Genomic DNA, 12317 nt, shown 5'->3' on the forward strand with positions numbered 1-12317 from the left:
ATGAGCGGCTCCACGGAGGGCGACCTCACCAAGACGGGGATGGCCCTGAAACACGACCGCGAGTGGGACTACGAGCTCGACCGGATCGTCGAGGCCATCGAGGAGCGCGACGCCTCCAAGGTCGGTCTCCAGTTCCCCGAGGGACTCAAGCGCCGCGGCCCGAAGGTCGCCGACGACCTCCGCGAGGTGGCCCCCGACGACGTCACCTTCATGCTGTCCGGGCAGCCCTGCTACGGCGCCTGCGACCTCGACACGTACCTGATGCGTCGGACGGACGTGTTCGTCCACTTCGGCCACACGCCGATGAAGGAGTCCGACAGCATCGTCTACGTCCCCCTCTTCTCGAACGTCGACCCGTTCCCGATCATGGAGGACGCGCTGGACGAGGAGCTCGACGACCCCGAGGAGAACCCCGACGTCGGGCTCGTCACCACGGCCCAGCACATGAACCGGTTCGAGGAGATGACCGACTGGTTAGAGGAGCGCGGCTACGAGGTTCACACCCGTCGCGGCGACGACCGGCTCACCAAAGAGGGGCAGGTGCTCGGCTGCAACTACGCCTCCGCGGACATCGACGCCGACCAGGTGCTGTACGTCGGCGGCGGGAAGTTCCACCCGGTCGGACTCGCGATGGAGCACCCGGAGAAGCGCGTGGTCATCGCCGACCCCGTCAACAACGCCGTCTCGGTCGCCGAACACGACCAGTTCCTCAAGCAGCGGTACGCCTCGGTCCACAAGGCGATGGGCGCCGAGAAGTGGGGCGTCATCTTCTGCACGAAGATCGGCCAGGGCCGGTGGGAGACGGCCCAGGAGATCGTCGACAACAACGAGAACGCCTACCTGATCACGATGGACGAGGTGACGCCGGACCGCCTGCGCAACTTCGACATGGACGCGTTCGTCAACACCGGCTGTCCCCGGATCACGACCGACGACGGCCCGCGGTTCCACAAGCCGATGCTGACGCCCGGCGAGTACGAGGCCGCGATCGGCGAGAAGCCGCTCGACTCGATCGAGTTCGACACCTTCCACGACACCTGGTAGCGCGGTCGGAGTCGTCGCGTGTCCGTTTCTATCTGACCGCCTCCTCTACGTAGTCGACCGCTTCGCCGGGCGATCCCACCGCTTCCAGGCCCGGCACGTCATGCGTGTCGATCCCCGCCACCGCCCGTCCGTGGGCGAGCGCCATTCCGATCTCCGAGAGCGTGCCGTGCGAGCCGTCGACCGCGATCGCGGCGTCGCCGTTCATCACCACCACGGCGTTGCGGGCGTGGCCCATTCCGGTCGCGATCGGCACCGTGACGTGCGGGTTCGCGTCCGACCGCCGATCGGTCGGCAAGATGCCGATGGTCTCGCCGCCGGCCTCCCGCGCGCCCCGACAGACCGCTTCCATCACGCCGCCGAGACCGCCACAGACGACCGTGTGGCCACGGTTCGCGAGCCGTTCGCCCAATTCCTCGGCGACCGCCGCCGTCTCGGGCGGAACCGAACTGCCGCCGATGACGCTGACGCGCATACCGCGGGACGCGGGACGGACGTATATAAATGAGCCGGCGGTCGTGTCGCGGCGTTGGTGAAACCCTTTTAAGTGCTGAGCGACTCCGGACTGTATGACGTACGATACCGTCGTGTTCGACAACGACGGTGTCCTCGTGGGCCGCACGCGCTTCGACGTGCTCCGGGATGCGACCCGGAACGCGTTCGAGGAGTGCGGCGTCGAGGAGCCCGATCCGGACGACGTAGAGCGCATGACCATCGGTGCGACCCCCGGCAGCGTGGGGACCGTCTGCCAGACGTACGACCTCGATCCGGGGTCGTTCTGGCGGACCCGCGACGACGTGGTCTCGAAGGCCCAACAGCAGGAGGCCCGCGAGGGGCGGAAGACCCCCTACGACGACCTCGACGAGCTCCAGAGCCTCGAGGTGGAGATGGGGATCGTCTCCTCGAACCAGCAGGCGACCGTGGACTTCCTCGTGAACCACTTCGACGGCTTCGAGCGGTTCGGCGCCGCGTACGGCCGCGAGCCCACGATCCACTCGCTCCAGCTCCGCAAGCCGAACCCCCACTACATCGAGCAGGCGCTCGGCGACCTCGACGCCGGCAACGCCCTGTTCGTCGGCGACAACGAGTCCGACGTCCGCGCGGCCGAGAACGCGGGCATCGACTCGGCGTTCATCCGCCGCCCCCACCGCCGCGACTGGGAGCTGAACGTCTGGCCGACCTGGGAGATCGACCGGCTCTCCGACCTGCACGACATCGTCGGGTAGGCGCGTCGCGGGAGGGGGACACCGGTTAACGCCCCCGCCCGCCGCCGCTCTCTCAAGGTTTAACTCCGATCGGGAGCTACGCCGCCACAGTGACGAACCCCCCGCCGTGGGCCGACATCTTCGGCCACGAGGAGCCGTACCCGGAGCAGGCCGACGGGATCGACGCCGCGGTCGACGCCGCCGAGGACGGCGGCTTCCTGGCCTTGGAGGGCGCGTGCGGGACCGGCAAGACGATGCTCGCGCTCACCGCCGGGCTCGACCGCGTCCGCGACCCCGACTCCGACTTCGAGCGCGTCCTCGTCCTCACGAGCGTCAAACAGCAGCTGCGCCAGTTCGAGACGGACCTGAACGCGATCAACGCGGACCTCCCCGACGGGTACGACCCGGTCTCGGGGCTCACGCTCGTCGGAAAGGCGGACGTCTGCCCGTACGCCCGCGAGAACCGGGGCGGGATCGACCGCGAGAACGTGTACGAGCGCTGCGAGGGGCTCCGCGAGCGCACCCGGAACCTCGTCGGCGACGGCGGCGCGACGACGACGTCGAACCTCGTGAGCGAGGCGCGGAGCCAGCAGGTCGGGCTGATGGACTCGGGAGGGAGCGCCGGCGGCGGGACCGCCGATGACGGCGCCGAGGCCGCCGACTACCTCTCCGTCGACGGCGAGCCCACTCCCTACCGCCCGGACACCGAGGAGTACGAGGGGACCGAGTTCTGCCCCTTCTACGCCGGCTTCCTCGACGACCTCCCGGAGGACGGCGACCCCGCGGAGGCGGTCCCGTTCGACGTGACCGAACTCGGCCACGTCGACCCGACGGATCTCGTCCGGCTCGCCGCCGGCCACGGCTCCTGCCCTCACTCGATCATGGGCGCGCTCGTCCCCGAAGTGGAGGTCGTGATCGGCAACTACTACCACGCGTTCGATCCGGTGACGACCGGCACGTTCACGGGCGCGCTGCTGGACGACGCGACGTTCGTCGTCTGCGACGAGGCGCACATGCTGGAGCCCCGCGTCCGGGACCTCGTGAGCGACGCGGTCGCCGACGCCAGCCTCCGCGACGCCGAGAACGAGCTCACCCGCGTCGTCCAGCCGCTCTCCTTCGAGACTGCGGGGGCGGAGTCGGACGACGCGGAGCTCGTGCGCGGCGAGCTGGCCGACGCGGACGTGACCGTCGACGAGATCGAGTCCGTCCGCGAGTTCTACGCCGACCTCCGCGGCGAGCTCGACCGCTGGGTGACCGAACGGCTCGACCGCGAGCGCCCCGACTGGCGGGCGTCGATGCGGGAGCTCGACGACGACGAGGTCGCGCTCCGCGACCCGGAGGAGCCGGCCGAAGACGAGATCACGGCGTGGGCGAAACGAGAGGGGTACGGCGATCGCGTCTGGGCCCGCGCGCAGCAGGTCGGCGCGGTGGTCAAGCGAGTGCTCGACTCGCTGGAGGAGGAGGACAAGAAACGGGCGGCGCCCGGGGTCGGGCGCACCCTCAACGCCTGGTACCGCGAGGACCACGAGGAGTTCTTCCGGGCGATCGACCTCGAACGGACGTGGGACGAGACGGCGCCGCCGGACTCGTGGCGGCGCGCGTACAACGCGAGCCTCGCGCTGTACAACTGCCTGCCGAGCGAGCCCATCGGCGACCGGCTCGCCGAGTTCGGCGGCGGCGTCCTCATGAGCGCGACGCTGGAGCCGATGGACGTGTTCCGCGAGGTGACCGGGCTCGACCACCTCGAGGAGCGGGGTCGCCCGGTCGTCGAACGGACGTACGGCCTCTCCTTCCCCGAAGAGAACCGCGCGAGCTTCGCGGTCGACGCGCCGAAGTTCACCCACCAGAACCGCGGCACGCAGGGCGAGGCGAACGACACCCGGATGGCGCACTTGGACTCGACCGCGGCGGTGGCGGCCCGCGAGGGGAACGTCCTCGTGGGCACGCCGAGCTACGCGGAGGCGACGTGGATGGCCGAGTCGCTCTCGGAGCGGCTCGACAAGCCCGTGCTGCTCGACGAGTCGTCGGGCGACCGCGCCACCGAGTCGCTGAAAGACGACTTCTTCGCCGGCGAGGGGAAGGTGCTCGTGACGAGCCTCCGCGGCACGCTCACCGAGGGCGTCGACTACCGCGGCGACCGACTGGCGGCCGCCGTCGTCTGCGGCGTCCCGATCATCAACACGGCGCGGCCCCGAACGCGAGCGGTCATCACCGCCTACGACCGCCGGTTCGAGTCCGGATTCGAGACGGCGCTCACGGTGCCGGCGGTGCGGAAGGCCCGGCAGGCGGTCGGCCGCGTCATCCGGGGGCCGGACGAGCGCGGGGTGCGCGTTTTGCTCGACGCACGGTACGCCCGCGAGTCGTGGAACAGCGTCCGCGAGTATCTTCCGGAGCACGAGCGCGAGGAGTACCAGCCGGTGAGCCCGGACATGCTCGACCTCGCGCTCGATCGGTTCGAGCGGAGCGCCGGCGGCGATTGACTCCGAACGGTTCCGACCGATCCCGACGGTAGGCTCCTCGATGACGCCGGATAACGGCACCTTTGACGCGGTATGGGGCGAATAACTAGGACGGACTAAGCCGTAGCTCCGGTCATGGAACCAGCAACGCGCGAAGCGAAGTACCACGTCGTCTGCCGGAACTGCTCCGTCGAGCGACTGTTCGAGTCCGACGCCGAGGCGACGGCCCTAGAGCGAGAACACGCCGAGGAGACCGATCACCGGATCGTCGTCGGCCGGGTTTGGTAGCTCACACCACGTTCGCGTCGATGTCGCGCGGGAAGTGCGTCAGCGTCTCGGTGCCCGACTCGGTGATCGCGACGGTGTCCGAGTGGCGGTACCCGTACTCGTCGGCGTAGAGCCCGGGCTCTATCGTATACACCTGCCCGGGCGCCATCACGGCGTCGTCGCCGTCGTAGCGCTCTCCCCAGCCGCGGTCGATGTACGGCGGCTCGTGGGCGCCGAGCCCGATGTTGTGACCGACGTGGTGTTGCGCGAGGTCGGCCACGCCCTGCTCCTCGAAGTACTCCCAGACGACCTCGTCGACTTCGGCCACCGGGACGCCCGGGCCAAGCGCGTCGATCGCGAGCGTCTGCGCCTCCAGCATGAGTTCGAAGTAGTGCGCCTGCTCGTCGGTGTAGTCGCCGACGAACATCGTCCGCTCCAGCTCGGAGCGGTAGCCGTCGACGTTCGCGGTCGCGCCCGTCACGAGGACGTCGCCCTCGGCGAGCCGCTCGTTCGGGGTGTGCCCGTGCGGCAGCGCGGTCTCCCGCCCGGAGATGTAGCCGGCGTGGACGGGGCCGTCGCCCCGCGTCCGGACGCTGTACGTGTCGCCCAACGTGTCCAGCATCGCCCGCGAGGCCTCCGTCGACGCGCGCTGGGAGACGGTCACCGGGTGCGCGCCGGGCTCGGTGAAGTCGGCGAGGTAGCGGTGCCCGAGGTTCGCCCACTTGGCCGATTCGCGGATCAGGTCGACCTCGGCGTCGGACTTCTCCCAGCGCATGCGGTCGACCCACGACTGCGTCTCGACGTCGACGAACTCGGAGAGTGCGGGGCCGTCGTACCCCATCACACCGGGGGCGCCGTCGGCGTCGGTCGCGACCCGGTCGACGTCGAGCCCGTCCAGCATATCGACGGCGACGCGGATCGGGTCGCCGCCGGGGTAGTCGAAGTAGCGATGGACCGCGTCGATCCGGGAGTTCGGCTCGACGCGCTCGACCTCCAGCCGGGGCACCGTGATCTCGACCCGGTCGGCCGTCACCGCGAGGACGACGGGGCGCTCGGTCTGGATGTGGTGGAAGCCGGTGAGGTACTCGATCGCGGTCGCGCCGAACCACGTCGCTGCGTCGGCGTCGGTCGCGGCGAGCCGGTCGCGGACCGCCGCGAGCCGGTCCTCGAACGCGGCGTCGGGGAGTCGTGTCGCCATGGCTCACGATCCGTGAACGGGCGAATAAGCGGTCGGGTAGCGGAACGGGCCTCAGTCGAAAAGACGGGCGCGTCGGGCCGGTCAGTTCTCGCGGCGGGCGAACGCGAGGTTGCCGGAGACGTTCTTGATGTACGCCTTGACGGTCTCGCCCTCCTGCGCGCCGGGGACGAAGACGGTGTACTCGCCGACCTCGGCGACGCCGTCGCCCTTGCGGCCGGTGCCGACGATCTCGAGCTCGTACGTCTTGCCCGACTCGATGGCCTCCTCCTGCCGCTGGGTGTTCGAGGTGTTCTGCTTCGCGACCGGTCGGAAGGCCCCGCACGCCTCACACCGGAGCATCGGCGTGCGGTTCTCGGTCTCCAGCCGGGTGTCGGGGAGGCCGCACTCCGAGCAGGTGACGTACGACTCGATGTACGAGTCGATCGCGGCCTGGAAGTCGCGCTCGCGGAAGTTGCCGCTGTAGCGGGCGCGGCCCGACTCGTACTGGCCGGCGGTCCCGAGCTCCTGCTGGATCTTCGAGTGGACGTGCTCGGGGTCGCGGCTCAGGGCGTCGGCGATCTCCGAGAGGTTCGTCAGTCGGGTGAACGCGCCGTCCTTCTGCGTCTCCGGGTCGGGCACCGACAGCCGCTCGTCGGAGCCGCCGAGGTCCGGTACCTCCTCCATCGCGCGGTCGAGGCTCGATTCGTAATCCATACGTGACGGAACGCCGGGGCGACGGAAATCGCTTCCGGGTTCGAGAGCGCCGCGGCGAGGTAGGGGGTCGAGGCGGGAGACGGAGCCGCCACTACGAGCGTGGCGTTCGGCCAGAAAATAGCGGGAGGTAGATTTGAACTACCGATCTCCGGGTTATGAGCCCGGCGGAATCTCCTGGCTATCCCATCCCGCTATCGTATCAAAACCCGTTGCGACTGTTAAGGGTTCTGATCCCGTCGCCCGTGTGCGATTCGACCACGCACGATTTATATACTCATCGCGGCGGAAGACGCCGCCGAACCCGGGTCCCGTCGCCGGGTCGACTCACTCCGTCCCGGCGTGTCGCTGTCGGAATCGTATCGCGAGGACCGCACCGAGCGCGAACGCGACCGGGAGGGCCGCGTCGGCGGGGTCCCCGGAGAGCGCACGACCGGCGGTCAGTCCCGCCATGAGGGCGAAACACAGCGCCAACAGCCCGGAGATGGGCCCCACGTATCCGCCGGTGACCGCCGATTGACCGGATCCGTCGCTCATACCCCACCGTCGAGGGCGCGCGGCTAAAACCCCGCGGCGCCGCGACGGCGGGGATCGGAGCGGCGGTGGTGGCCGTGTCGTCTTGCGCCGGCCGCAAACGCTTTTATCAATCATAAATAGTGATAAATTGATGCGAAAACCGCTACTGACGACGGACTTCTTGGACCGGGCGCGACGGCACTACGCCGACGAGGAGGCCGTCCTCGCGACCGACGGCACCCGGTACACCTACGCTGAGCTCGGCGAGCGCGCGGACCGGTTCTCCGCCGCCCTCCAATCCCGCGGGATCGAGAAGGGCGACCGCGTCGCGGTGTTGGACCCGAACACGCACTACCACTTGGAGGCCGCCTACGGCGCGATGCAGGTGGGCGCGGTCCACACCCCGCTGAACTACCGGCTCACGCCGGACGACTTCGCGTACATGCTCTCCGACGCCGGCGTCGACGCGATCTACGCCGACGCCGAGTACGCCGACCGGATCGAGACCGTCCGCGACGAGGTGCCGACGGAGACCTTCCTCACGAACGACGCCGACGCGGTCGCGGGCGAGTGGGAGTCGTTCGACGAGGCGCTCGCGGCCGCGGACCCCGACGCCTACGAGCGCCCGGAGATGGACGAGGACGAGGTGATCACGATCAACTACACCTCGGGGACGACCGGCGACCCGAAGGGGGTTTGCCGGACGCACCGCGCCGAGACGCTCCACGCGTACCTGATCTCGATCCACCAGGAAATCGCCGATGACGACGTCTACCTCTGGACGCTCCCGATGTTCCACGTCAACGGCTGGGGACACATCTACGCGATCACGGGCATGGGCGCCCGGCACATCTGCACTCGCGGGGTCGACGTCGCCGAGGCGTTCGAGCGGATCCGCGAGGAGGACGTCTCCTACTTCTGTGCGGCGCCGACCGTGCTCAACATGCTCGGCGATCACCACGCCGAACACGGGGGCGCGACGGCCGGCGACAACGACGTGCGGGTCGCGACCGCCGGCGCGGCCCCGCCGGAGGCGACGATCCGCACCGTCGAGGAGGAGTTCGGCTGGGACCTCAAACACGTGTACGGCGCGACCGAGACCGGGCCCCTGATCACCACCTCTGACGCGAAGCGACACTTCGACGCGGACTCGCCAGACCGGTTCGCGGTGAAGAAGACGCAGGGGATCGGCTACCTCGGGACCGACGTGCGCGTCGTCGACGAGGACGGCGAGGACGTGCCCCCGGACGGCGAGACGATCGGCGAGATCGTCGTCCGCGGCAACCAGGTGATGGACCGCTACTGGAACAAGCCCGAGGCCACCGAGCAGGCGTTCACCGAGCGCTTGGAGGGATACTACCACATGGGCGACCTGGCCGTCGTCGACGAGGACGGCTTCGTCTCGATCCAGGACCGCAAGAAGGACATCATCATCTCCGGCGGCGAGAACATCTCCTCGATCGAGTTGGAGGACACCCTCTTCGAGCACGACGTCGTCTCCGACGTGGCCGTCATCCCCGCACCCGACGAGCGGTGGGGCGAGACCCCCAAGGCGTTCGTCGTCCCGGAGAGCGGCGACCCCGACGACGCTGGCGCGACGTCCGAAGAGCTCAAGACGTTCGTGCGTGAGCGCGTCGCCGACTACAAGACGCCTGGCGAGGTGGAGTTCGTCGCCGAGCTCCCGACGACGGCGACGGGGAAGATCCAGAAGTACGAGCTGCGCGAGCGGGAGTGGGACGAGGAAGAGCGGATGGTCGGCGAGGGGTAGCGCCGAACGAAGCGGAAAGAGGCGGTCCGACCGCCCTCACTCCTCGTCGAGCAGGCTCTCGACGAGCTCCTCGGGGTCGAACAGGGTGAGGTCGTCGTATCCCTGTCCGGTACCTAAAAAGAGGATCGGCTTCCCGGTGACGTACGCCACCGAGATGGCGGCGCCGCCCGAGGAATCGGCGTCGGCCTTCGTCAGGATGGCGCCGTCGATCTCGGCGGCGTCGTTGAACTCCTTCGCGCGGTTCACGGCGTCCTGGCCCGCGACCGCCTCGTCGACGAACAGCGTCATGTCCGGGTCGACGACGCGGTCGATCTTCTCCAGTTGCGCCATCAGGTCGTCGCTCGTGTGGAGCCGGCCGGCCGTGTCGCCGAGCACGACGTCGACGTCGTTGGCGGCGGCGTACTCCACGCCGTCGTAGATGACGGCCGCGGGGTCGCCGCCCTGGTCGTGGGAGATGAGCTCCCGGTCGAGCCGGTCGGCATGCTCCGCGATCTGCTCGTTCGCGCCGGCCCGGTAGGTGTCACCGTTCGCGAGGACGGAGGAGTAGCCGCGGTCGGCGAGCCACTCGGAGAGCTTCGCGATGCTCGTCGTCTTCCCGACGCCGTTGACGCCGGTGAAGACGATGGTGACGGGCTTGTCGGCCTCGGCGATCCGCTCCTCGAAGTCGAACTGCCCGACGGCGATCACGTCGAGGAGGGCGTCGTGGAGCGCCGACTCGACGAGCTCGCCGGTCGTCTCGACCTGCTTGCGCGACTCCCCGAGCATCTTCTCGCGGACGGTGTCGAGGATCTGCTCGGCGACGCTCATCTCCACGTCGCTCTCGAGGAGGGCCATTTCGAGGTTCCACAGCGGCTCCTCTAAGTCCTCCTCCTCGATGATGATCCGGCCGGTCGCGAACGCCTTCGCGCGCTGGAAGGTGCTGGGTTCGTCGTCGGACCCGTCAGCGTCGTCGTCCGCGTCGCCGTCTCCCGCGTCAGTCGCGGCGGCGGACACCGCGGCGCCTTCCCCGGCGCTCTCCCCGACGTCGGCGGCTTCCGTGACGGCGCCGTCGCTCGCGGGCGTCTCGTCGGCGTCCGGCTCGTCGCCCTCGGCGGGCTCCTCGACGTCGGTGCTCTCCTCGACGTCCTTCCGGAACCCCGAGAGCTTGTCTTTCAGTCCGTCGAACACGGTCTACCTTACTCCTCGCCGCCTTCGCCCTGCTGCATCTGCTGCATCTGCTGTTGCTGCATCTGCTGTTGCATCTGCTGGGCCTGCTGTTCGAGCTCCTCGCTCTCGGACTCGAGCTCGTCGACCTCTTCTTCCGTCTCCTCGATGCGGTCGTCGAGCGCCTCCTGCTTGCGCCGGAGCACGTCGATGGCGTCGCCCTCGCTCTGCTCGGCGGAGTAGTTGCCGCCGAGCGAGACGATGATCTCGTCGATGTCCTGGACCTCGGCGCGGACGTAGGCGCCGCCGCCGAGCGGGACCTGCACTGTCGAGCCCGTGTCGAGGGTCTCGATGGCTTCGACCGCGTCGTCGATGTCGGACTGCTCCTCGCGGTAGTCGGCGATCTCTTCTTCGAGGGCCTCGATCTCCTCGTCGAGCGCCTGCAGTTCCTGGGAGAGCTGCTGGAGCTGCTGTTGTCCGCCGCCCATCATGCCGCGGACACCTCCTCGATCTCGATCTGGGTGCGCTTCCGGTTGTGCTGGCTCCCGACCGTGGTGTAGATGCGCTCGCGGGCGAGATCCTCGTTCTCGGCCTCGACCTCCTTCGTGAACGGCTGGAAGTCGCCTCGACTCTGGAACCGTCCACTCACCGTGTAGGTACTCATGTTCACCGATCCGGCAGGGACAGGGAAGTATCTTCCTAAAAGGCGAGGAACCGACTCCGAGTTCGGATCCGATTCGCTCGGGCCGGAGGGCCCGAATTCGGGGGGAAGGAGGGCAGCGTCAGGACCGGAGGAGGGCTGGCGTGTTCGCTGACGGACAGACAGGCAGACAGGCCGCGCTCGTCTCGCGGTCGGTCCGTGAGAGAGCGGGAGAACCGAGAGCCGAAGGGTCGGCGACGCCGGGAGTCAGTCGATGAAACCGAGCGTCTCCTCGATCCGGCCCAGCTCGGGACCGGTGGTGTCCTCGCCGACGACGTACCCCTCGTCGGTGGCCACGAGCCCGGAGCCGACGAGCGGCGCGCCGTAGTTGACCGTGCCGAGGTCGGCGCGCACGTCGAGCGCCTCCTCGACCGCCTGCAGTTCCGACTCGGTCGACTTGGGGTGACAGAGCACGCCCGTGTCGTTGGCGACCGCCGCCGTCCCGACCGTGCGGACGTCGCCGAGATCGCCGCGTTCCACGGGGACGCCGAGAGTATCCCTGATCGTCACGATCGACTCGCGCGGGAGATCCGGGTGGACGTAGGCGCCGTAGTCGTTCGCGAGGACGACGTTGCCGGCCGCATTGATCTCGCCGGGGAGCTCGCCCACCTCGCGGTCGGCGGCCTCGGCGATCCGCGTTTTCTCCCGTTCGGTCGCCCGCGCGGAAACGAGAATGCCGTTCTCGTTGCCCGTCGCGAGGGAGCCGACGGTGTTGGCGCCGCCGACCGTCGTGAGGAGGGGCTCCGCTCCCAGCTCCTCGCCGAGCGACTCGGCGAGCTCCTCGTCGACGTCCGGCCGGACCAACAGGAGGTCGTCGATCGCGCGGGCGAACACGCCCACGTACGACGAGCCGGTGAAGGTCGCCCGTAACACGTTACTCGGCGTACTCGGCTTCGACGACGGGCTCGCCGTCCTCGACGAACCGAGCCGCGCGGACGCGGATCTTGCTCGGCGGGTTCTCGCGCCCGTTCGCCCAGACGGCCTCGTTGACCGAGGTGTCGATGACGACGTCGTCCTCGTCGACGGAGAAGTGCTGCGCGAGGTGCTCGCGGACGATCCGCATCGCGAAGTCGGCGCGCTCCTGTACCGGCTTGTCGTTGGCGTCGCGGAGCGGGACGGTGACGACGCGCTCCTCGAAGTCGCTGGTGCTCATTTATTCGTCCAGGTCGTTCCGGCGCCAGTTGCGCCGCTTGGGGTTTCGCGTCACGTTCATGTCCGTCTTCATCATGACCCACGCGGGGACGCGGGTGTTCTGGCGCTCCGCCTTCGCCAGACGCTTCTTTTGAGCCTTCGATTTGTCTCCCATAGTAGCCCACAGTTTCCGCGGGGC

At 69.0% G+C, this 12317-nt stretch carries 15 protein-coding genes and 1 tRNA gene; 5 read left to right on the forward strand and 11 right to left on the reverse strand.

Going from position 1 to position 12317, the window contains the following annotated elements; genetic code table 11:
- On the forward strand, positions 1 to 1044 hold the full coding sequence (gene dph2, locus B4V06_RS06505; RefSeq protein ID WP_123114682.1) for a diphthamide biosynthesis enzyme Dph2: 1044 nt from the start codon (positions 1 to 3) through the stop codon (positions 1042 to 1044).
- 28 nt (positions 1045 to 1072) lie between these two features.
- Here the strand turns inward: dph2 and B4V06_RS06510 are convergent, their stop codons facing one another.
- A complete protein-coding gene (locus B4V06_RS06510; protein ID WP_123114683.1) occupies positions 1073 to 1516 on the reverse strand; it encodes a TIGR00725 family protein in 444 nt (147 codons plus the stop codon).
- A 94-nt stretch (positions 1517 to 1610) separates the two neighbouring features.
- On the opposite strand from B4V06_RS06510, the gene B4V06_RS06515 reads away from it, so the two are divergent.
- The 3 genes from B4V06_RS06515 to B4V06_RS06525 all read left to right on the forward strand — a co-directional run bounded on the left by B4V06_RS06515 (position 1611) and on the right by B4V06_RS06525 (position 4993).
- The gene (locus tag B4V06_RS06515; RefSeq protein WP_123114684.1) at positions 1611 to 2267 is read left to right on the forward strand and encodes an HAD family hydrolase; all 657 of its coding nucleotides are present in this window, start codon (positions 1611 to 1613) and stop codon (positions 2265 to 2267) included.
- A gap of 89 nt (positions 2268 to 2356) precedes the next feature.
- The gene (locus B4V06_RS06520; protein WP_498168487.1) at positions 2357 to 4726 is read left to right on the forward strand and encodes an ATP-dependent DNA helicase; all 2370 of its coding nucleotides are present in this window, start codon (positions 2357 to 2359) and stop codon (positions 4724 to 4726) included.
- Between the two features lie 114 nt (positions 4727 to 4840).
- Positions 4841 to 4993, forward strand: coding sequence for a hypothetical protein (locus B4V06_RS06525; RefSeq protein WP_498168490.1), 153 nt, complete (start codon positions 4841 to 4843; stop codon positions 4991 to 4993).
- A gap of 1 nt (position 4994) precedes the next feature.
- Here the strand turns inward: B4V06_RS06525 and B4V06_RS06530 are convergent, their stop codons facing one another.
- The 4 genes from B4V06_RS06530 to B4V06_RS06545 all read right to left on the reverse strand — a co-directional run bounded on the left by B4V06_RS06530 (position 4995) and on the right by B4V06_RS06545 (position 7397).
- The gene (locus B4V06_RS06530; RefSeq protein WP_498168492.1) at positions 4995 to 6170 is read right to left on the reverse strand and encodes a M24 family metallopeptidase; all 1176 of its coding nucleotides are present in this window, start codon (positions 6168 to 6170) and stop codon (positions 4995 to 4997) included.
- Positions 6171 to 6251: 81 nt separating this feature from the next.
- Positions 6252 to 6863 (reverse strand): translation initiation factor IF-2 subunit beta, encoded by a 612-nt coding sequence (locus tag B4V06_RS06535; protein WP_123114687.1) that lies wholly within the window; start codon positions 6861 to 6863, stop codon positions 6252 to 6254.
- A 118-nt stretch (positions 6864 to 6981) separates the two neighbouring features.
- Positions 6982 to 7056: transfer RNA gene (locus tag B4V06_RS06540), tRNA-Met, on the reverse strand.
- Between the two features lie 131 nt (positions 7057 to 7187).
- Positions 7188 to 7397 (reverse strand): hypothetical protein, encoded by a 210-nt coding sequence (locus tag B4V06_RS06545; RefSeq protein ID WP_123114688.1) that lies wholly within the window; start codon positions 7395 to 7397, stop codon positions 7188 to 7190.
- A 130-nt stretch (positions 7398 to 7527) separates the two neighbouring features.
- On the opposite strand from B4V06_RS06545, the gene B4V06_RS06550 reads away from it, so the two are divergent.
- The gene (locus B4V06_RS06550; RefSeq protein ID WP_498168495.1) at positions 7528 to 9144 is read left to right on the forward strand and encodes a long-chain-fatty-acid--CoA ligase; all 1617 of its coding nucleotides are present in this window, start codon (positions 7528 to 7530) and stop codon (positions 9142 to 9144) included.
- Positions 9145 to 9180: 36 nt separating this feature from the next.
- On the opposite strand, the gene ftsY is transcribed toward B4V06_RS06550, so the two are convergent.
- From ftsY to B4V06_RS06580, 6 genes are all read right to left on the reverse strand, one after another.
- Positions 9181 to 10311: a signal recognition particle-docking protein FtsY gene (gene ftsY, locus B4V06_RS06555; protein WP_123114690.1), complete on the reverse strand. Its 1131-nt coding sequence runs from the start codon at positions 10309 to 10311 to the stop codon at positions 9181 to 9183.
- Between the two features lie 8 nt (positions 10312 to 10319).
- Positions 10320 to 10775 (reverse strand): prefoldin subunit alpha, encoded by a 456-nt coding sequence (gene pfdA / locus B4V06_RS06560; RefSeq protein ID WP_498168659.1) that lies wholly within the window; start codon positions 10773 to 10775, stop codon positions 10320 to 10322.
- Entirely contained in the window at positions 10775 to 10951 is a 177-nt protein-coding gene (gene rpl18a / locus B4V06_RS06565; RefSeq protein ID WP_094523821.1) for a 50S ribosomal protein L18Ae, read from the reverse strand. Before rpl18a ends, pfdA begins: the two co-directional genes overlap by 1 nt.
- Before the next feature lie 243 nt (positions 10952 to 11194).
- The gene (locus B4V06_RS06570) at positions 11195 to 11860 is read right to left on the reverse strand and encodes a translation initiation factor IF-6 (protein WP_123114692.1); all 666 of its coding nucleotides are present in this window, start codon (positions 11858 to 11860) and stop codon (positions 11195 to 11197) included.
- A gap of 1 nt (position 11861) precedes the next feature.
- A complete protein-coding gene (locus B4V06_RS06575) occupies positions 11862 to 12140 on the reverse strand; it encodes a 50S ribosomal protein L31e (RefSeq protein ID WP_123114693.1) in 279 nt (92 codons plus the stop codon).
- Positions 12141 to 12293, reverse strand: a complete 153-nt coding sequence (locus B4V06_RS06580) for a 50S ribosomal protein L39e (protein ID WP_004050128.1) — start codon at positions 12291 to 12293, stop codon at positions 12141 to 12143.
- Between the last annotated feature and the right edge of the window lie 24 nt (positions 12294 to 12317).

It is taken from the genome of Halorubrum sp. B53 (assembly GCF_059752395.1).

What these genes read in the sequence shown, in the direction of transcription:
- dph2 (WP_123114682.1), top strand. Translation starts at nt 1, where the DNA reads ATGAGCGGCTCCACGGAGGGCGACCTCACCAAGACGGGGATGGCCCTG.
- B4V06_RS06510 (WP_123114683.1), bottom strand. Translation starts at nt 1,516, where the DNA reads ATGCGCGTCAGCGTCATCGGCGGCAGTTCGGTTCCGCCCGAGACGGCG.
- B4V06_RS06515 (WP_123114684.1), top strand. Translation starts at nt 1,611, where the DNA reads ATGACGTACGATACCGTCGTGTTCGACAACGACGGTGTCCTCGTGGGC.
- B4V06_RS06525 (WP_498168490.1), top strand. Translation starts at nt 4,841, where the DNA reads ATGGAACCAGCAACGCGCGAAGCGAAGTACCACGTCGTCTGCCGGAAC.
- B4V06_RS06530 (WP_498168492.1), bottom strand. Translation starts at nt 6,170, where the DNA reads ATGGCGACACGACTCCCCGACGCCGCGTTCGAGGACCGGCTCGCGGCG.
- B4V06_RS06535 (WP_123114687.1), bottom strand. Translation starts at nt 6,863, where the DNA reads ATGGATTACGAATCGAGCCTCGACCGCGCGATGGAGGAGGTACCGGAC.
- B4V06_RS06545 (WP_123114688.1), bottom strand. Translation starts at nt 7,397, where the DNA reads ATGAGCGACGGATCCGGTCAATCGGCGGTCACCGGCGGATACGTGGGG.
- B4V06_RS06550 (WP_498168495.1), top strand. Translation starts at nt 7,528, where the DNA reads ATGCGAAAACCGCTACTGACGACGGACTTCTTGGACCGGGCGCGACGG.
- pfdA (WP_498168659.1), bottom strand. Translation starts at nt 10,775, where the DNA reads ATGGGCGGCGGACAACAGCAGCTCCAGCAGCTCTCCCAGGAACTGCAG.
- rpl18a (WP_094523821.1), bottom strand. Translation starts at nt 10,951, where the DNA reads ATGAGTACCTACACGGTGAGTGGACGGTTCCAGAGTCGAGGCGACTTC.
- B4V06_RS06575 (WP_123114693.1), bottom strand. Translation starts at nt 12,140, where the DNA reads ATGAGCACCAGCGACTTCGAGGAGCGCGTCGTCACCGTCCCGCTCCGC.
- B4V06_RS06580 (WP_004050128.1), bottom strand. Translation starts at nt 12,293, where the DNA reads ATGGGAGACAAATCGAAGGCTCAAAAGAAGCGTCTGGCGAAGGCGGAG.